The sequence below is a fragment of the Rossellomorea vietnamensis genome (assembly GCF_001305855.1).
In the GTDB taxonomy this organism is placed as follows: domain Bacteria; phylum Bacillota; class Bacilli; order Bacillales; family Bacillaceae_B; genus Rossellomorea; species Rossellomorea vietnamensis_A.
In genome coordinates, this window is record NZ_LIXZ01000017.1 from 1 (window position 1) to 19,360 (window position 19,360).

The 19,360-nt window shown below is 37.6% G+C and carries 19 protein-coding genes; 17 read left to right on the forward strand and 2 right to left on the reverse strand.

Annotated features, from left to right (window positions below; translation table 11 throughout):
* The first annotated feature begins 218 nt into the window (after nucleotides 1-218).
* From AM506_RS17410 to AM506_RS17445, 9 genes are all read left to right on the forward strand, one after another.
* A complete protein-coding gene (locus AM506_RS17410; protein WP_060673812.1) occupies nucleotides 219-1,778 on the forward strand; it encodes a lipopolysaccharide biosynthesis protein in 1,560 nt (519 codons plus the stop codon).
* Between the two features lie 269 nt (nucleotides 1,779-2,047).
* Nucleotides 2,048-2,497 (forward strand): VanZ family protein, encoded by a 450-nt coding sequence (locus AM506_RS17415; RefSeq protein WP_060673814.1) that lies wholly within the window; start codon nucleotides 2,048-2,050, stop codon nucleotides 2,495-2,497.
* Between the two features lie 71 nt (nucleotides 2,498-2,568).
* Nucleotides 2,569-4,509: an asparagine synthase-related protein gene (locus tag AM506_RS17420; RefSeq protein ID WP_060673816.1), complete on the forward strand. Its 1,941-nt coding sequence runs from the start codon at nucleotides 2,569-2,571 to the stop codon at nucleotides 4,507-4,509.
* Between the two features lie 14 nt (nucleotides 4,510-4,523).
* Complete coding sequence (locus AM506_RS22580) at nucleotides 4,524-4,679, forward strand: paeninodin family lasso peptide (protein ID WP_152968623.1); 156 nt, start codon at nucleotides 4,524-4,526, stop codon at nucleotides 4,677-4,679.
* Between the two features lie 139 nt (nucleotides 4,680-4,818).
* On the forward strand, nucleotides 4,819-5,751 hold the full coding sequence (locus AM506_RS17425; RefSeq protein ID WP_060673818.1) for a hypothetical protein: 933 nt from the start codon (nucleotides 4,819-4,821) through the stop codon (nucleotides 5,749-5,751).
* Complete coding sequence (locus AM506_RS17430) at nucleotides 5,751-6,050, forward strand: lasso peptide biosynthesis PqqD family chaperone (RefSeq protein WP_060673820.1); 300 nt, start codon at nucleotides 5,751-5,753, stop codon at nucleotides 6,048-6,050. The genes AM506_RS17425 and AM506_RS17430 overlap by 1 nt, the downstream gene beginning before the upstream one ends.
* Nucleotides 6,051-6,062: 12 nt before the next feature.
* A complete protein-coding gene (locus AM506_RS17435; protein WP_060673822.1) occupies nucleotides 6,063-6,536 on the forward strand; it encodes a lasso peptide biosynthesis B2 protein in 474 nt (157 codons plus the stop codon).
* Nucleotides 6,523-7,680: a nucleotidyltransferase domain-containing protein gene (locus AM506_RS17440; protein ID WP_060673824.1), complete on the forward strand. Its 1,158-nt coding sequence runs from the start codon at nucleotides 6,523-6,525 to the stop codon at nucleotides 7,678-7,680. Before AM506_RS17435 ends, AM506_RS17440 begins: the two co-directional genes overlap by 14 nt.
* A gap of 11 nt (nucleotides 7,681-7,691) precedes the next feature.
* Entirely contained in the window at nucleotides 7,692-9,491 is a 1,800-nt protein-coding gene (locus tag AM506_RS17445) for an ABC transporter ATP-binding protein (RefSeq protein WP_060673826.1), read from the forward strand.
* 161 nt (nucleotides 9,492-9,652) lie between these two features.
* On the opposite strand, the gene AM506_RS17450 is transcribed toward AM506_RS17445, so the two are convergent.
* Complete coding sequence (locus AM506_RS17450; RefSeq protein ID WP_060673828.1) at nucleotides 9,653-10,069, reverse strand: CFI-box-CTERM domain-containing protein; 417 nt, start codon at nucleotides 10,067-10,069, stop codon at nucleotides 9,653-9,655.
* 296 nt (nucleotides 10,070-10,365) lie between these two features.
* Between AM506_RS17450 and AM506_RS17455 the strand changes: the two genes are divergently transcribed.
* The 8 genes from AM506_RS17455 to AM506_RS17490 all read left to right on the forward strand — a co-directional run bounded on the left by AM506_RS17455 (nucleotide 10,366) and on the right by AM506_RS17490 (nucleotide 18,313).
* Nucleotides 10,366-10,587, forward strand: a complete 222-nt coding sequence (locus AM506_RS17455; RefSeq protein ID WP_060673830.1) for a hypothetical protein — start codon at nucleotides 10,366-10,368, stop codon at nucleotides 10,585-10,587.
* 57 nt (nucleotides 10,588-10,644) lie between these two features.
* Nucleotides 10,645-11,433: a hypothetical protein gene (locus AM506_RS17460; protein ID WP_060673943.1), complete on the forward strand. Its 789-nt coding sequence runs from the start codon at nucleotides 10,645-10,647 to the stop codon at nucleotides 11,431-11,433.
* Nucleotides 11,430-11,705 (forward strand): PqqD family protein, encoded by a 276-nt coding sequence (locus AM506_RS17465; protein WP_060673832.1) that lies wholly within the window; start codon nucleotides 11,430-11,432, stop codon nucleotides 11,703-11,705. The genes AM506_RS17460 and AM506_RS17465 overlap by 4 nt, the downstream gene beginning before the upstream one ends.
* Entirely contained in the window at nucleotides 11,695-12,150 is a 456-nt protein-coding gene (locus AM506_RS17470; RefSeq protein WP_060673840.1) for a signal peptidase I, read from the forward strand. Before AM506_RS17465 ends, AM506_RS17470 begins: the two co-directional genes overlap by 11 nt.
* A 79-nt stretch (nucleotides 12,151-12,229) precedes the next feature.
* Nucleotides 12,230-13,981, forward strand: coding sequence for an ABC transporter ATP-binding protein (locus AM506_RS17475; RefSeq protein ID WP_268788409.1), 1,752 nt, complete (start codon nucleotides 12,230-12,232; stop codon nucleotides 13,979-13,981).
* A 16-nt stretch (nucleotides 13,982-13,997) separates the two neighbouring features.
* Nucleotides 13,998-15,101: a nucleotidyltransferase domain-containing protein gene (locus AM506_RS17480; RefSeq protein WP_235576150.1), complete on the forward strand. Its 1,104-nt coding sequence runs from the start codon at nucleotides 13,998-14,000 to the stop codon at nucleotides 15,099-15,101.
* Nucleotides 15,102-15,286: 185 nt separating this feature from the next.
* Nucleotides 15,287-17,470 (forward strand): FUSC family protein, encoded by a 2,184-nt coding sequence (locus AM506_RS17485; RefSeq protein WP_060673844.1) that lies wholly within the window; start codon nucleotides 15,287-15,289, stop codon nucleotides 17,468-17,470.
* Between the two features lie 147 nt (nucleotides 17,471-17,617).
* Nucleotides 17,618-18,313 (forward strand): YqcI/YcgG family protein, encoded by a 696-nt coding sequence (locus AM506_RS17490; protein ID WP_060673945.1) that lies wholly within the window; start codon nucleotides 17,618-17,620, stop codon nucleotides 18,311-18,313.
* 34 nt (nucleotides 18,314-18,347) lie between these two features.
* Here the strand turns inward: AM506_RS17490 and liaG are convergent, their stop codons facing one another.
* Nucleotides 18,348-19,211 (reverse strand): LiaG family protein, encoded by an 864-nt coding sequence (liaG, locus tag AM506_RS17495; protein WP_060673846.1) that lies wholly within the window; start codon nucleotides 19,209-19,211, stop codon nucleotides 18,348-18,350.
* Nucleotides 19,212-19,360: the final 149 nt, after the last annotated feature.

The window sequence follows — 19,360 nt, forward strand, 5'->3', positions numbered from 1 at the left end:
TTATTAATGATGGTTAAACTGAAACTACTCAAGATTAGTTTGTGGCTTGGAAAAAAGATAAAAATAATTTTCAACTCAGATACTATAAAGTTAAATACAGGAGATGAAATATGCGCAAATAATCCGAGTATATTATTAAGATAATTTTAAATGTCTAATTTGTTAAATATGAGATGTACTTATATTTTATAACTACCTTTTATTAAGGGGATCACAATATGAGAACCAAACATTCTATCTTTAACATTACTGCAGGACTAGCAAATCAGCTAATCATCACATCATTAAGCTTCATATCAAGAACCATATTTATCGGTGCATTAGGAATTGAATACTTAGGGGTTCAAGGCCTATTCACTAATATCTTTGCTATGCTTTCTCTTGCTGAAGCCGGAATTGGATCTAGTATTATTTACAGTTTATATAAACCTGTAGCTGATCATAATATTGCCAGGATAAACGCTTTAATGAGGCTATATAAAAACGCATATCTTGCAATTGCTGTAGTAATTCTGATTCTGGGTCTAGTATTATTTCCATTTCTCCCCCTATTTCTAAAAGATTCTAGTGTAGATCACATCAACATTATTTACTTAATATTTTTACTGAATACAGTAGCCCCATATTTGTTTCAATATAAGATTTCATTCTTAAATGTTAATCAAAAAAACTATGTTGTTACTTTAATATATTCAGCATCTTCAATCATTACTATGTGCCTGAAAATCGGAATACTTTACTATACTAAAAACTTTATATTATTTCTCATAGTAGAAAGCATCATTACCATAAGTACTTCAATCATTTTAGCAGGATTAGTGAATAAAAAATATCCGTTCTTAAAAAGTAAGGAAGTAACTAAACTGGACGCTTCAACTAAAAAAGGAATAATAAAAAATATAAAAGCAATTATCCTGCAGAATGTGGGTGTTTTTTTAGTTTTAAGTACAGATAACATCATTATTTCTTCTTTTGTTGGAATAGCGGCAGTTGGCCTTTATTCAAACTATAGTATGTTGATCGAAATATGTCGTAATTTTTCTTATCAAATTTCAAATAATATTCATCATAGTGTAGGAAACTTAGTAGCTACAGAAAGTAAAGAAAAGATTTATAGTATCTTTAAGGTTTCTTTATTCTCGAATTTTTGGCTGTATTCATTTTCTTCTATTTTTATGTACGTGGTTATTGAGCCATTTATTACACTCTGGATAGGAAAAGAATTTCTAATGGGAAAAACAATATTAATTATTTTATTATTGATATTTTTTGAACGAGGAATGAGAAACTCTATTACTATGGTTAAGAATACAGCAGGAATTTATCATGAAGATCGCTTTGCGCCTTTAATACAAGCTGCAATAAATTTAGGCACCTCTCTAATTTTAGTAAAGTTTATCGGGATTACTGGTGTTTTTCTAGGAACTTTGATTAGTGTCATTTCTGTGCCACTATGGCTTACTCCATTGCTAGTATACCGAAAAGTGTTCCAAGTGCCATTCTTTAAATATTGGGGGATTTATTTCCTCTATTTTGGAATTGCTTTAATGACGTGCTTTATAACAGAATCTTTTTGTAAGTATGTTATTCCAAATGGGAATTTGAATTTTCTATTAAAAGTCACAACTTGTCTTTTGTTACCCAATATTATTTTCTTAGTTTTATTTTTTAGAACACAAGAATTTAGGTACTTGGTAAGTGTGGGTGGAATCGTTGTTGAGAAATTGTACAAAAGGGTTAAGGTTATAAGCCGACTTAGAAGAGACGCCAGTGTGTGAAAGAGTTTATCATTGCTGATCCTATATAAAGTACTTTAATTAATGCTTCCTTTCGATGGATATCAACTTGCCATTCTACTTTCTAAGGCCTGTTTAAAAGTAAATTGTTCCTTTTTTACAAACGGATCATATTTCTATTGCGTTCTTAATATAATTGTTGTATCGTTCTTTATATAGTACGAAATATCTAATTGTAGAATCTTTTTTTAGAGAATACGAAAGAAAATGTTCTTTATTTTGAACAACATTAAAACTGGGGGCAATCTAATATGAAAAAAACACTGTTACAGATTTCTCTTCTTCTTATTACAGTCTGTTATTGCTCAATCATATGGTTGCAATCAAGTCACTTCAATCCAGAGAGTGCCTCGGCGCTTATCAATACACTAAGTCCATCACTTGCATTAATATTAGGAATTGGTTTTGAACTATTTCACTTCGTCGAATTTGGATTATTGTATCTATTGATCATTCTATTCCTCCTTACGTTTGGGTACCTGACCAAGAAAAAAGAGTTGATTGCTATCTTTTTTTCTGCCTCCTATTCACTGATTGATGAAATCCATCAATATTATGTTCCTTTTCGCTCTTTTTCTATTGGAGATATTATAAAGGACTTTATTGGGATTATTATAATTGGGTACTGGGTAAGAAAAGAGTTGAATACCAAGAGTCATTCTCGAATAAAGAATTTATTACATAAAGTGGTTGCAGAGTAATGTAAGTAAAAAGATGGTTGAAGTGAAGTCGGGCGTTCTTTATTAAGAATATCAAGAGGGAGGGAAATTCATTGAGTGCTATAGCAGGTATCTTCAACCAAAATAAGGAACCGGTACGAATACAAGACATAAACATGATGATGGGAACATTTGAAAAGTTTCCTGCTAATGATATTCAATTTTGGAGTAAAGATCAAGTATTTCTTGGGTGTCATGCGCAGTGGATTACTCCTGAGTCAGTTAATGAAGCTAATCCTTACTATGATTATGATCGAGGATTAACCATCACTTCCGATGCTATTATTGATAACCGTAATGAACTATTGGATAAGCTTCAAATATGTAAATCAATCAGAGATATTACGACAGATAATCAAATAATTTTATTATGCTACGAAAAATGGGGAGACGATTGTCCCAAGCATTTATTAGGTGATTTTGCTTTTATGATTTGGGATGGCCGAAATCATAAAATGTTTGGAGCCCGTGATTTTTCAGGAAGCAGGACATTATATTTTAACCAATCTGATCACAGATTCTCTTTTAGTACAACAATTGAAGGGCTACTTGCTTTACCGGGGATTAAAAAAGAATTAAATGAACAATGGTTGGCGGAATATATTGCGATCACCGGTTTAGTTGATACAGCTAATATGAATTTATCAATTATTAAGGGAATCGAGCAGCTCCCTCCTTCACACAGCATCACTATTAAGGATGGAAAAGTTACACTAAAACAATTTTGCATTATAAAACCAGGAAAAGAATTAAAACTAAAATCAAATCAGGAATATGTGGAAGCATTCCAAGCTCTATTTTCTGAATCCGTACGCTGCAGATTACGTACTTATAAAAACGTTGGAGCACAACTGAGTGGAGGATTAGATTCAGGAGCTATTGTTGGTTTTGCTGGGAAGATTCTAAAGAATGAAAATAAAACCTTACATACGTTTAGTTATGTTCCAACAAAAGATTTTGAGGATTTCACCCCGAAAAACATTATGCCAGATGAAAGTCCTCTTATAAAGAAAACGGTGGACTATGTAAGAGGTATAGAGGCTCACTATTTGGATTTTGAAGGAAAAAATTCTTTTAATGAAATAGATGACCTACTAGATATTATAGAAATGCCATATAAGTACTTTGAAAATTCCTTTTGGTTGAAAGGAATGTTTGAAAAGGCAAGTGAAAAAAATGTTGGCGTGTTACTAAATGGTGGCAGAGGGAATTTGTCCATTTCCTGGGGATCAGCTCTACCTCATTACGCTGATCTTCTCAAGCGAATGAAGTGGATTCGCTTAGTGAAAGAGTTAAACAAATATAGCCGTAACAAAGGAGGGAGTAGGTTTAGGTTAATTAAACCTATAAGTAAATTGGCTTTCCCAGCTTTTAATAACCTCTCTAAGTCAAATCAAGGATATTTCATACCTAACATGATTAACAAAGATTTTGCAGCTAGATTATCTGTATTTGAGAACCTAAAAAAATACGGAATAGAAGATTTTGGGTGGGTTTCATCCACTAATGTATATGATAATCGTAAATCTCATTTCGAGGAGATTTTCCACTGGAATGCAAGTAATACTCTAGCAACCAAATTATCCCTTCGCTATGGTTTGTGGAAGCGTGATCCTACAAATGATTTAAGGATCATAAGGTTTTGCTTATCTTTACCTGAGGAACAGTATGTTCAGGATGGAATGGATCGAGCCTTAATAAGGAGGGCCACTAAACATTATTTACCGGATGAAGTTAGGCTTAATCAAAAAGTTAGGGGGGTCCAGGGGGCGGACTGGCTTCATAGAATGAACTCTTCATGGAATACTTTTAACGGAGAAATTCAAAAACTTAACAAAAACAAAAAATTTTTATCTTTAGTGGACCAAGAAGTAATAGAAGACGCTTCTAAGAGAATTAAAAAGGATCTACATCCCGAAGATGCTGGAGATCCAAATTATAAAGTACTAATGATTAGTTTAATTTTGAATCGTTATATTCAAAAATTTAATTGAAGGGAGGTGACACTATGAAAAAAGTTTGGAACAAGCCAACAATTGAAGCTCTAGACATTAAAATGACAATGGCATCTACCGTATGGGGACCATATACTGATGAAGCTTACGTACCTGGTGAAGACGTAGATAAAGATGATCCAAAAACATGGGACCGCTTTACGAGCTGATTTAACAATATGAATTTAGTCTAAGCATTTGCAATCCAATACTTGCTTAGTGAAAGTCCTTGTTAGGATATTTGTATTAACAAAAGCCCCTATTTACCTTATGAATCTAATAGGGGCTTTTAACTAAGGAGTGAAAAATTTGTCAATTACCAAGAAAAAATTTGCCTATAAAGCTTTTGGCTTAACTCTTCTTAGTGACATATTAATGCCTGAATTAATTCCTGCTCTTGAAGATCAAACAAGGGTAGACATAACTGTAAATATTTCTAATGGCTTTCCCTTAAATTCGCCTTTAGTAAACACACCATTTAAACATATTGTCGAAGGTGATGAAGTTATATTTTATATTCCTGAAGTTGGAAGTTTTTCCGTAGTACAGGATAAAAAGATTATTGTTAATCAAATAAATGACAGAGTAGATCAGGGCTTAGTTCGTTTGTACATTCTAGGAACTTGCATGGGTATTATTTTACTTAAGAATAATATTTTACCTTTACACGGAAGCGCTATTGTAATTGGTGATAAAGCTTATGCTTTTATAGGAGATTCTGGAATGGGTAAGTCTACTTTAGCATCTGCATTTGTTAAAAAGGGTTATCCAATATTAACTGATGATATTATACCAATCTCTCATTCTAGAGAAAAAGGGTATTGTATTATTCCTTCCTATCCTCACCAAAAACTGTGGCTTCAAAGCCTAGATAATCTTGGTATGAGTAGAGAACATTACCATTCTATATATGGAAGAGAGGACAAATACAGCATCCCAGTCAAGGATCACTTTATTACTCAACCTGTGAGAGTTGCAGGTATTTTTGTCCTAGGAAAAACTTCTGAATTCCAACCTATAATGTCTGAATTCACAAAGCTTGAAGGTCTTCACGCACTTTATTTACAAACATATAGAAATTTTCTGATATCTAGATTTGGTTTACTCGATTGGCATCTGACTTTAACTGCAAACATGATCAATGAAATACCGCTATATAAACTAGAAAGACCCTGTTCAGGTTTTAGTATTAAGCAATTGGTATCAATAATATTAAATAAAGTAAGAGTGGAGATGGAGTAATGATTAGAAATCAAGAATCTATGATTCTCTGTTGTAGAGTATCCATTCATGGAGAAAGTATTGAAAGTAACATGGGCGGAGAAAGAGTATTGTTAAATGTGGAAAATGGAAAGTACTATAACTTGGGCGAAGTAGGGGGTGTAATTTGGGATTGTTTAAAGTCATCTAAGACAATTGAACAGACCATTAGTATACTACTCGATGAATATGATGTGGAGCCATCAGTCTGTGAAGAAAATGTCCTTACATTTCTTCATAGTTTGGAAGAAGAAAATCTGATAGCAGTCAATAATGATTAAGGGTTTAGAAAGATGAATTGGGAACGAATACTAAGAAGGATTTCCATATTTAGTTTGCAAAACACTCATACAAAGAAACTTTATGTAGAAGCTTACTTATTTCTAGGATTGGCTAGATTCTTAAAGCTCATTCCTTTTTCTAAAGTTGTTGAGTACATGGAACTAAAACCAGGAATAGCCAATTTGAAAGGGAATCAGAAGGATATTATAGAAATAGCACAGACGATAGATATTGTAAGTAAGTATACATTTTGGGAAAGTCAGTGTTTAGTGAAGGCACTAGCCGCCATGAAAATGTTGGAAAGGCGTAGAGTGGGAAGTACCCTCTATTTGGGAACATCTAAAGATCAACATGGGAAATTGATTGCACATGCCTGGCTTGAAAGTAAGAATATTTATGTTACTGGTGCAGAAGGGAAAGAAAGCTTCTCAGTAGTTGGTCAATTCGCAAAAAATGTTAAGGGTGAATTAAATGTCAAACATTAACACTCCATGCTCTTTGCCTAAGGAATTAAAATTAATACTAAACATTCTTAATGGCAGTAAGCCTTCCCAAACGTTAAACCAGGAAATGGATTGGGACTTGTTTCTGCAGTTAATTGTGCACCATCGGCTATATCCAGTCTTATACCCGCTGATTAAGCATAATAACAACCTTCCAGAGCAAATAAAAGTTATGGTCAGGAAATATTACCAACATAACACATTACAGATGCTTCACTTGTGTCTTGAGATGAACATACTAAGTCAAATCTGTGGGAATCAGGATATTAAACTATTAATTCTGAAGGGGCCACTACTTGCAGAGGATCTTTATGGGGATCTATCTTTAAGGACATGTGGAGACATAGATGTAATGGTTCCAATTAATGACCTAGATCGTATGGAAAAAGTTCTTAAAAGTGAAGGTTATGTTAAGGATGATTATATTAAGACTGTTTTAGGTGATTGGAAATGGAGGCATCACCATGTTTCCTATTTTCATCAAACAAAAGGGATTAAAGTTGAAGTACATTGGAGGCTGAACCCTGGACCCAGCAGCGAGCCTTCTTTTGAACAATTATGGGATAGAAAAAGAGTTTACAATTCTGGTATGCACACTACTTATTTTTTGGGTAAAGAAGATCTCTTTTTCTTTCTCGTTACTCATGGAGGACGACATGGTTGGTCAAGATTACGTTGGTTAATGGACATTCATCAGTTATTGAAACAAGAAATGGACTGGGAAGCTATCAGACTCTTATTATCACGTTATCATTATAATCATGTTGGGGGTCAAGCGATTCAGTTATCATCAATGCTTTTTAATTCACCCATCCCTTATGAGTTCAAAACCGAAGTACAAAAGAATAAGTCAAGAAAGCTAGTTAATCAAACAACCTTCTACTTGGAAAAGATGGTATGCCTACATAGTAAAAAAGTCCCAGAGGAGGTAACCAGACACCATCAACGATACTTGTTTAACATGATGTCTCTTAAGTATAGAATCTTATTTATATTGAGCTTTCTGCATCCTTATCCTGAAGACGCTGAATTAGTTCCGTTGCCAAAGAAACTACATTTTCTTTATTTTCCCTTACGACCAATTATCTGGGCATGGAAAAAGTTAAGTAAACCTGCAATAACATAGGAGTGTTACTGATGAATCACTTGTTTTACTTTATCAGACAGCTGCACCACCTCTCTGGGAGAATATTGTATTACAATCTTATAGCCATGATGTTAGTCAGTCTTATGGAGGGGATTGGAATACTACTTCTTGTCCCACTCATTAGTCTAATTGGTTTTAATGAACTAGGAAGTGAAAGTCCACAATTCATTTCATGGTTAAGTCAGCTTTTCAATGGAGTATCACCCTCTTTCAGTTTATTCTTCGTATTAGGGCTCTATATTATTATTATTGTAGGACACAGCTTTTTTCAGAGAACGCAGCTTATTCTAAATACAAAGATACAACAGAGTTTTATCAGACATCTAAAAGAATCTACGTATAACAACTTGCTACGAGCAAAGTGGAGCTTTTTTCTTGTGAATCGGAAGTCTGATATCATAAATATCATGACAAAGGAAATTATTCGAGTCAGTAATGGAACGGCACTTTTTCTTCAATTCCTAACTTCTATCTTATTCACATTCCTTCAAATCGTACTTGCATTTTGGCTATCGCCTTCTTTATCACTATGTGTACTATTCTTTGGAATAATATTAATGCTATCATCTAAAAGATTTATAAAGAAATCAAATGAGTTAGGAAAAGAAACCATACATTTATCCAAGGATTTCCTAGCAGGAATAACAGATCATTTTAATGGAATTAAAGATATAAAAAGTAATAATTTAGAAGAAGCACATATAAATTGGTTTACAACAATAAATAAGCAAATGGAAAACAACGTACTAAAGATGGTAAGATTGAGTACTTTGTCACAGCTTATATATAAGATTGTGTCAGCTTTGCTAGTTGTCTCGTTCCTATATTTTGCTATTCAAGTATATCAAGCACAGCCTGCACAACTGATTTTGATTATTGTTATATTTTCAAGGCTGTGGCCTAGATTTTCTGGTATTCAATCTAATCTTGAGCAAATGGGAGCGTTATTTCCAGCATTTAAAGTACTGCAAGAAATACAGAATGAAAGCTTAGCTTATAAAGAATTTAATAGTCAAAGTGTCGATTTTAAAAAACCTTTATTTGTATTTAACAACATTGAATGTAAGAATCTTCATTTTAAATACAACGAATCTTTATCAACGTATGCTTTAACTGATATAAATATTTCAATCCGACCAAACAAAATGACTGCGATCGTAGGTCCATCAGGTGCAGGTAAAAGTACCCTCATCGATATTCTAATGGGACTTAATAGACCAGATAAGGGTGAAGTAGTAATAGATGAAAAACCTCTCACGGACGAAAAACTATTAACTATAAGAAATTCTATTAGCTATGTTCCCCAAGATCCGTTTTTATTCAATGCAAGTATTCGAGACAATTTGATGATGATTAATCCTCAAGCTACTGATGAAGATATATGGAAATCTTTGGAGTTTTCGTCAGCTGCTGAATTTGTTAAGGATATGCCTAAGGGGCTTGATACAATGATTGGTGACCGGGGTATCAGGTTATCCGGAGGAGAACGCCAACGAATCGTCCTGGCAAGAGCTATACTAAGAAAACCCTCCATCCTAGTCCTGGACGAAGCCACCAGTGCCCTCGACAGCGAAAACGAAGCCAAAATCCAAAAAGCAATTGAACGACTTAAGGGAAAAATGACCATCATCGTCATCGCTCACCGCCTATCCACCATAAGAAATGCCGATCAGGTCATCGTCTTAGATAAAGGACGTGTTGTTCAAGCTGGCGGATTTAATCAATTGGCAAATGAGAAGAAGAGCATGTTCAGTAACCTATTAGAAAAACAGACGAAGGCGATCCCATAAAAGGAACTGGCTGTGCCAGCCAGTGCTTTTATGGAATTTTTTTGTTTTTTAAAAAAACGGTCCATCTAAAAACAGATGGACCGGCACATTATAAATATTTCAGTTCTATTTCTTCCACCACTTTTCGATAGTTCAATTCTGCTTCTTTTGTCTTTCCTTTGTTAATGAAAATCCACGCATTTTAATACTAAGTTGTGATAAAGGTTTTGATAGATTTCTAACGAATTCTCTTCTGATTTAATGCGCTCAGAAATGATTGGGGCATATTCATAATATCTTCCGACTAATTTTCTTCCTTCAACCGTTTGGACCAATATCGAATCTCTAAAATTCCTAATAATGGTTAGTTCTTCGCAATCATCCGGCAGGTGGTTGGCTTTCACACAGGAGTCTGTAATGAAGCAATGGCCAGGCGGCTTCCATGGCTTATGTTTTCTATGTAGTTTGCAGATATAGAATGGTGGCCAGCAACAGCAAACCTTTCCATCGTCCCCGCCACCACCTCCACTAATGGTTGTTTCAAATGAGATCGTCTGATGGTCGAGAATCTTCGGGACATACATCTCCTCTTTCTTCAAAACATCGCCTCCGTTCATAGTAGATAATTGTTTATGAAAAATACGTGAATCAAAAGCACTATATGATTATTCTATGCTGAGATTTGTTCTTAATAAAGTTATTTTGTTCGACAAATAATGAGATTTTTTGAATTAAATTGCTAATTTATATTGTAGATTGTCGAATGATTTGTTCTTTAAAAAGAACAATAGATATAATATAATGATAAAAGCAATAGGTAAATAGACATTTGTGCCAACATAAAGTAATTACCTGTTCGATATAGTAAAAATCATTCAGAAGAGAGGTGGAAGAAATGGTACTAGGGAAAAGGCAGAATGAAAAGTATTTTAAGCCAGAAGTTTTATCGCATCAACAAATTGTATTTGAAACGGCTCAGAGTTGGAATCCTGGTAAAGGTAATCGTGATCACAAAGGAACGGGAAACGATGGTGTGAATTTTCCTCCGGGGAATCCGAATACGATCCCTGGTGGAGCAGGTACTCCAGGTAAAGGAAAAGGTAAAGGGAAGAACTGATAGATTAGTGGAGATCAATGAGGTCCATCATTGATCTCTGATAAAAAGGAGAATCTCATGAACAGTTTCAAAACCAAAATTGGTGAACACATCATAAACCTAACCTTAGATACAAACCGCTTTATTTCTTTTTTTTCAAAAACTTTCACACCAATTAAGAATGAAGATAGAGACTTGCCCTCGCATTTGAACGTATACATTGAATCTGGGTTTGGAAATTCTTTTGTCAATTATGATGTTTCTATTACGGACCACTCTGAATACATTCAATACCACAGACAGGATTATCTAATAAAAGTGGATCCTCAATTTACAAGAGCCCAAATCTTCGCCCATGATGAATTAGCTCTAAAACATGCACTCATGAATGTTTATAGTGCTTTTATTCTCCACCATAACTGGGGATTATTAATTCATTCGTCCTGTGCTATAGAAAATCATAAGGCACATCTATTCGCCGGTCACTCTGGAGCCGGAAAATCAACGGCTGCGAAATTGTCCTCACCTAGACCTCTGCTTTCAGATGAAGCCACTCTTGTGAAAGTGACCAAAGACTCCATCACGATCTATGATTCTCCATTCCGTAGTGAGCAGGAAGGCAGCGGTGATCAAGCACCTGTCCCTTTGAGCAGTATTCAATTACTATTTCAATCTAAGCAAATTGAACGTCTACAATTAGTGAAATCTGAAGCCTATATCCAACTTATAGACAAAGTCTTCTATTGGAAACGAAATGGTGAGGAAGTTACAAGGATAATGAAGATGTTAAAAACGATTGTAAACCAGGTACCCGTATATAATCTTAAGTTTCAAAAGAACAATAAATTTTGGGAGTTGATATCATGATGACTAAATTTGTGAAAACCAAAGAGTATGAGGCTTCCCAATTCGATGATGAATGGGTCATATTAAATACAGATCAGTTTACTGCCACCAAGGTCAATGAAGTGGGGGGATTTTGTTGGGGGCTGCTTGATAATGAGCACACTGTCGATTCGATTGCGGAGGAAGTAAAGCAACATTTTGAGATAGTAGAAGATACAGAATCATTCAAGCATGACATTGATCAGTTTTTAAAAGAGCTTCATCGCTATGGTCTTGTAACAAATGTTAGCTAATCAAGAAGCGATTCATTTAATTTCAAATGTGATGAAGAAGCATAAATGGATTGATTTGCTTGCACAGGGTACCAGTATGTTTCCATATATTCAAGATGGGGATGTATGTACATTTGTGACGTGTTCACCGGCAGAGCTGCAGAAAGGGGATACGGCTTTGTATCATACTGTGCAGGGGAAATTGGTTACTCATCGCTTTGTGAAACAACAGACAATTAACGAGGATACATTTTATATATTTAAAGGAGATACAAATCTAGGTTTTGACGAGCCTGTAGGCGATCAACAGATCGTCGGGAAGCTCATTTACATAAAGCGAAGGAGAAGAAGGATTTCAGCAGAAAGCGTACGTTCTATTTTATGGAGTAAAGCTATCCTTTTGTTGCCATACTTATCTCAATGGTTGAGAAGTTATCTTAACAGCAGGGATACGGTTAGAAATTAACCTAATCTGGAGTGTAAATATGAAAAATAAAATCGTTCAACTAATAGCATTAATGAAATTATATCTCAATTTCAGGGACATGAAGAGAACGTTCACCCTGCTTAAGCCATTTCTTTATCGTCAACGGAAAGCCTATGCAGGAATGCTGCTACTTTTATTTACAGATATTTTCTTGACCATTGCATTTGCCTGGTTTTTCGGGAATATGACAGATGCAGCTGTTCGAAGTAATTTTAATGAATTGAGAAGACTGGTACCCATTGGGATTTCCCTGGTCGTACTTAGTATAGTGTCAAATTTCACTTCCATTTTGATTGAGACGGTTACAACAAATGGGCTAAAAAAGGACTTGAAAAATCATTTGTTTCATCATATCTTACGTCTTCCATTGGGGAAGGTCACTTCTCAACGTTCAGGGGAAATCATATCCCATTTTACGAACGATATTAATAGCGTCGATGGTGTGGTAGGAAGCAGTTTAATCGAATTAATAAGACTTCCTCTTATATATTTTTCAGTATTCATCTATTTATTAAATATTAACTGGAAGCTTTCTCTATTAAGTGTTTCAATTGCTCCTTTAGCAGTAGTTGCAGGTGCTTTTTTTGGTCTGTTGTTACGAAATAACAGTCGCATGATTCATGACATGTATGGAAAAATTAACAGTCTATTAACTGAGTCATTACAAGGTTTTCAAGTGATCCGTTCTTTTACTATGGAAAAGCTCACATATAATAAGTACGCCTTTCAAAACCAGAAACTCTATGATTTGGAATTAGAGAATGCTAAATTAAGTGGCTGGTTCAATTCAGGGGGGCAGATTGTCACTTCCATAACGTATCTAGTTAGTTTGTGTTTGGGTGCCTATTATGTGACACAAAACGTCATTACAGTAGGTTCTCTGTTAACCTTTGTTAGTTTAGTGAATCATCTTGTTAACCCTTTAACGGGACTTGCCGGTCAATGGGCAGGTTTTCAATGGTCCGTTTCTGCTTTGGAAAGAGTGGTTGATGTATTGGAAACTCCCACAGAGTCCAACACTCTTTCTGCTTACTCACCACCCAAGGACGAATCAATTTCCATATACTTTAGAGATGTGTCATTTGGTTACGATGAAAAAAACAGGGTGTTTGAGGAGTTCAGTTTACATATACCTTCTGGAAAGATGGTAGCCATTGTTGGACCAAGTGGTGCAGGAAAGAGTACACTCTTGAATCTTTTACAAGGATTTTACCTTCCTCAAAAAGGAAAGATATATATCGGGGGTAAGCAGACTGAAGAGTTCACTTTATCTCAATTAAGAAGCTCTATCGCTAATGTACCACAGGAAACCTTCCTGTTTGCGGGTACTATAAAAGAAAATTTACGATTAGCTTCACCTAATCTCACAGACGAACAAATAATAACGGCGACGAAAAAGGCTGATATTTATGATTTTATCGCATCCCTTCCCGATGGTTTCGAAACAGAAGTAGGTGAAAGAGGAATAAAGCTATCAGGGGGACAAAAACAGAGAATGGCCATCGCCAGGGCTATTCTAAAGGATGCTCCGATTCTATTGCTTGATGAGGCTACTTCAGCTTTAGATAGTGAAACAGAATATCATGTGAAAATAGCTTTGGAATCATTAATGAAAGACCGTACTACGATTGTCATCGCTCATCGGTTATCAACCATTCAACATGCGGATATCATTGTAGTGATGGATAAAGGAAAGGTTACACAAATCGGCAGTCATGAAGAGCTCCTGAATAAGGAAGGGTTATATAAACGCCTGCATGAACGTCAATTCTTTGAAAAGAAAGAGAAAATTGTCGCTTTAAATGCCTAAAGGAAGGGAAGAAAAGATGATGATCAAAACTCTCATTCATTCACTATATGATAAAAAGGCAAGTCTCCCTCATAAGGCATCTTACTACCACCAGGCAATCGATGAAATAGAATCTCACTCCATCTCCCCCCAGATCTATCACTTGTTAAAGGAGAAGGGACACCTGGAAAAAACACCTTTATTCTTTCAAGTACGCCTAAAGCAAAAATATGATGAGGTGCTATTCCAAAATATCCTTATCAAAAGTGAAACTGACAAAATCCTCCACGGGCTTGAAAAAGGGGGGATAGAGACCATTCCTTTAAAGGGGGTATATTTCGCCCAGGAGTATTTCGGTCATCTGGCTGCCAGAGGGACGTCGGATATTGATATTCTTATAAAAAAAGAAACGATTGAAGACACGGTACAGCTAGTAAAGTCCTTGGGATTCAAACAGGAGGAGGAATGGATCCCGGACCACTTTCATTGTTCCTTTAGCAAACCAATTTCGGGTTCACCTGTGCCACTTGTAGTAGAAATTCATTGGGGTATTGTGAAGGAAAAAACTTCACACTTAAAGATGGATCCCTTCTGGAAAGAGGCTACGTCTTTAGAAGACAATTCCTACATTAAAAGATTATCCGATCAACATACTTTTTATATGATCTGTCTGCATGGATGGAGGCATAATCTGGATTCCCCACGATATTACCTTGATATCATTCAGGTGATTTCCCGTTTGAACAATCGAATAGATCTTCATTCATTATTTCAACAAGCCAGAAAAGATGGGACTTTGAAGAGAATGGTTCGCACTCTTTCGATTGTATATGGCGAGTATCCAATGCTCGAAAGCATGATGAAGCTTCCTGTAAAAAGACAAAGGAAGGAAAGGAAAGGTGGACTGTTTCGCTATTGGGATTTCATCGATTTTCAATTCTTAAGCTATGACACATTCGGTCATAGTGTGAGAGAGGTATACAATTGGTGCTTTCCTAGAAAGAAGGACATTTTCACGGAATTAAACAAAAAGTATCAAAAGTCTTCCTATATAAATAGTATTTTCCTCTTATATAATGCAAGGTTGGGAAAAGCATTAAAAGCAACGTATGTGTTTGTAAGGGGTGCCAATCAGCCTTAGCACAGAGCACTTTCCTTTACCCATCCGCCAAAAACCCTTATAATCATACAAATAGATTCCGTTCTCTTCGTGCACCAGCGAATGTGAGTAACCTGCTGCTTCTTGCAGTACAGGTTACTTTTTTATTGGAAAGGGTACGATAAAAGAGAATGAAAAACGGCGCGTAGATAAGGGTTTGATGAGATATGAAACATTTACATAGACAACATATATGGCTGGGGAGGATCCTTGCGTCCGATCCCGGCAGGAAAAGATTTCAGCAGGCGGGTAAAGCTACGATCAGCTTGATATCGGCTGTATTTACGATGCTTTTCTTTTTGAAGCAGTTCGACCATCCTTCCATCACCCCGGCCATTGTGTCAGGGATGGTTGGGATGCTCGGGATTCTTGTCGTTATGGATGATACGACGGGGAAAAAAAAGATCACGACCTTGCTGGTTAGTGTTTCAGTAGCCACTGGGATCACACTGGGTTCGGCCTTTGCTCACTACACTCTCGCGGTGAACGCCTTATTAGTAGGGGTCATTTTTTGCGCTTTTTACTTTTCACGCTTTGCCATCCGCTATTTTTCCATGGGAATGGCAGGATTTATGTCGATTTATATATCGTCGATCTTACAGCTGGATGTGGCCCATCTGGAATGGTTTTACCTCGGGATCGTCATTGGGCTGGTGTACGCGTTTCTTTATAACTTCATCATTTTTAAAGATTCTGTCCATATGTTAAGAAGGAGTATGCGTTCGTTTCATATTCAATCCAACTTGACGTTTACGATCTTAATGAAGATGATAGAGGATCCGAATACGAGCAGTAAGCGGAGAAAACAACTGGACCGAAATGTGAGAAGGCTGAATGAGTATGCGAGAAGCGTGGCGGGTGATATTAACGAGAATGATTTAAAGAAGCTCTGGCCTGGTATCGAAGCCTCACAACTTCGTTTATATGTGTTTGATACAGAAATGCTGATTCAGACGTTAACGGATTCGTTGAAAAAGCTGAAGGACCTGGAAGCTTTGGAAGTCATGGAACTCAGGCGCCTGCTCGTATGGGTTCTTCGTTCACTTCGTGACGCCGAAGTATTGGCCCAGGATTATGATCCCCGCTCCCTTGAAGAAGCAGAAAAAGCAATCCAGGGTCTGCGTCTGGTTTTGTCGGAGGTTCTGAATCAAGAAGAGCAACCGGAAGGCTGGGTCTATCTCCTTAGACGGATCGAGTCCATTGCGAATCATGTCCTGGAAGCGGCCATTACGATTCAGGAAGAACTGAATGGGTCAGATTACAAGGAGTCGACTGTAGAGAGCGATGCTGAAACGGAGGAAGAAAACAAAGAAGATGAGTCTGAAGAGGACAAGAGCTTAAAACCGTCGACACGTAAAGCGGTACAAGCCCTTGTAGCGGGAACGATTGCGATTATCGTGGGGCAGCTGATCGCACCTGCACAGCCGTACTGGGTCTTGCTTACGACCTTTATTGTTCAAATTGGTACTGAAACGGTAGGAAGAACGTATATGAAGGCTTTCCAACGGTCGATCGGAACGGTGATCGGGGCCATCATCGGATTCGGAGCTGCCAACCTTGTATCGGGAAATTCAAAGCTGGAGGTTGTTCTCCTGTTTGTGGTCTTGTTCCTCGCCTTTTATCTTTTCCCTGTTTCATATACGTTGATGAGCCTGTTCATTACAATGCTCATTGCCTTTATGTATGACCTCCTCCTCGGTGGAATCAGCATTCAGCTCATGGGGGCGCGTGTCATCGATACGATTGCAGGAGCCGTGATTGCCCTGATTGTCTCAGCGTATGTATTTCCAAAACGAACAAAAGACAAAGTTGCCGATAGCTTTGATGATTTCTTTGGGGACCTGCAAGGATATGTTTCTTCCTATATTAAAACCTTTACGGTACCGAAAGATAAAGCGTTGACAGATCAGGCGTTTGATCTGGATCAGAAGCTCCAGGCGATTAAGGATGAGGCACAATCCATGCTGCAAAGACCCGGATCTTTGACGAGGTCAGGAGTCGGGCGCTGGATCACGGTGGTGACGGCCATTAATTATTACGCAAAGCATCTGCTTGCTTCCTCCCCCCGAAAGGTACCGGCAACATTTTCAGAGGAACTCAGCAGTGCGTTTTCAGAAACGGAAGAAAAGATCTCTCAAAACATCGAGACGCTCCGGCAATTATTAAAAGAACAGAGAAGTGCTCCTGTCATGTGGGATTTAAGCCCGGAGCGGGAACGAATTGAAACCCAGGCTCCAAGCAGGCGAAAGTCCCAGGTGGATCTTATTCATCATTTCTACTATGTGTGGAGGATCAATCAATCGATTGTGGCACTTGGAGTGGAACTGGGAGCGGAGGTGAAGAAAGGGTAAAGCGGATTCCGCTTTACCCTTTTTGATGACAGTAGTTTTTTGTCAGTTATTGTTTTAACCTGTCAAAATTCGGGAAGAGCATACCATCGACATGAATTTGAGGTGGGAAAATTGACAACGAACAGTTTATTGCTGACAAAAGAAGATATGACCAACCCTGAGATTGTCCCTCAGTGGGTTATGGAAGAATATAAGAATTTTCATGAGGTTGTAACTGACCGCACGTTTCCTTGTTACTTCGGCATGACCGGAGAGAAGAAGGGTGAGCTTCGGTATTCCTATATCAGTCATGACAATTGGGAGCATCTCCCCCAAACGATTCAGGAGTTCATCGACTTGTTTGATGTCCCTGAAGGGGAGCGCCTGATCCGTCACGGCTTCTTTTTATTTGTGGAACCCGAGAGCGAGGAGAGGTCCGTCCCTCATTACAGGGATTATTTCTGGAGGATCCTGCAGTTTCTACACGGTGAAGATAAGGAGGAGTGGCCTCGTGATTATCCGGAGGATCCGGATCATCATCTGTGGGCATTTTCCTTTGCTGGGGAACCTTTCTTCGTGTTTGGGAATGCTCCTGCCTACAAGCAGCGAAAGACGAGGGATCTTGGGAATAGTTTAGTACTCGGGTTTCAGCCAAGAAGGATTTTTGAAGGATTGGAAGGTACGTCCAAGGGGGGGATCATGTCCAGGGAAAAAGTAAGAGAGCGGGTCGAGAAATGGGACGGCTTACCGAAGCATCCGAATATCAGTCATTATGGGGACCCGGAACATCGTGAATGGAAGCAGTATTTTATTGGAGACGACGTGGAACCGATCGAAGGGAAATGTCCATTCCATCATAAATAATGAAAGAGTGCCGGGATGTATCCGGCACTCTTCGTTAATATATATCCACATTTCCACTGGACACTGAAACATCAATGGTATATTTCCCAGAGCCTGAGACCCCTGAAATATCGCCATCTTCAATCTTTTGATCTTTTAGAGGAAGACTGCAGGAAATATCCCCGCTGCTTGCCTTCCCATTCAGTTTAAAGCTTGCTTCTTCCGGCAGATCAAGCTTCACTCCCCCTGAGCTGACATCGAAGTTCAGGTCGCCCTTTAAGGAGTCCATGGTGACCGTTAATTCACCTGAGGATAATTCGCCTTCGAGGGGACCTTCAAAATTCGATAATTCTACATCGCCAGAACTGATTTCCACTTTTCCATCTTTGGTGGTGAGGCCGTTGACGACCAAATCCCCTGAAGAACCATCATGTTCGAACAGATTGGTCTCGATGTTTTCAAGTTCCATATTTCCCGATCCCATCTCCACAGACAATTCATCGAGCTTCCATTTCTTCGAATCGGATTCTCCCGCCATTACGAAATTGCCGGAGCCGATATCGACTTCCATGCTCTGGTCATACTCTTTCGGAACATAGATCGTTACGTCTGATTTACGATTGAAGCCGATCCATTCATACCATTTCTGCTTGACCGTGACGTCAATCGTATCCCCTTTCCGGGCTAACGTCATCGTCCCTTTTCCTTCAATGTCGACCTTTACTTCATTTTTGTCTGTCGGTATGACTTCTGTATCGCTGTTTTCCAGGTTCAGGTCGATATGTTTGATTTTATTCGTCACTTCAATCCGTTCTCCTGACACACTTTCTTTTGCAAACAACGAAGTATTGTCATTCAGGATGACATAGAGTGTCCCAAGTGCAAGCAGCGCAATAATGACGGCAAACGCGTTTTTCATTTCCATCCCTCACTTTGGTTTGTTTTTCCAATTGATACATTTATTTTAATGCAGTGGAGAGACTACGACAATGAGCCATAGGATTATTTTTGAATGGGACCTGAGGCGTAGGGTAGTCGGAACCTGGAATAGTGGAGCGGAGAATCTAC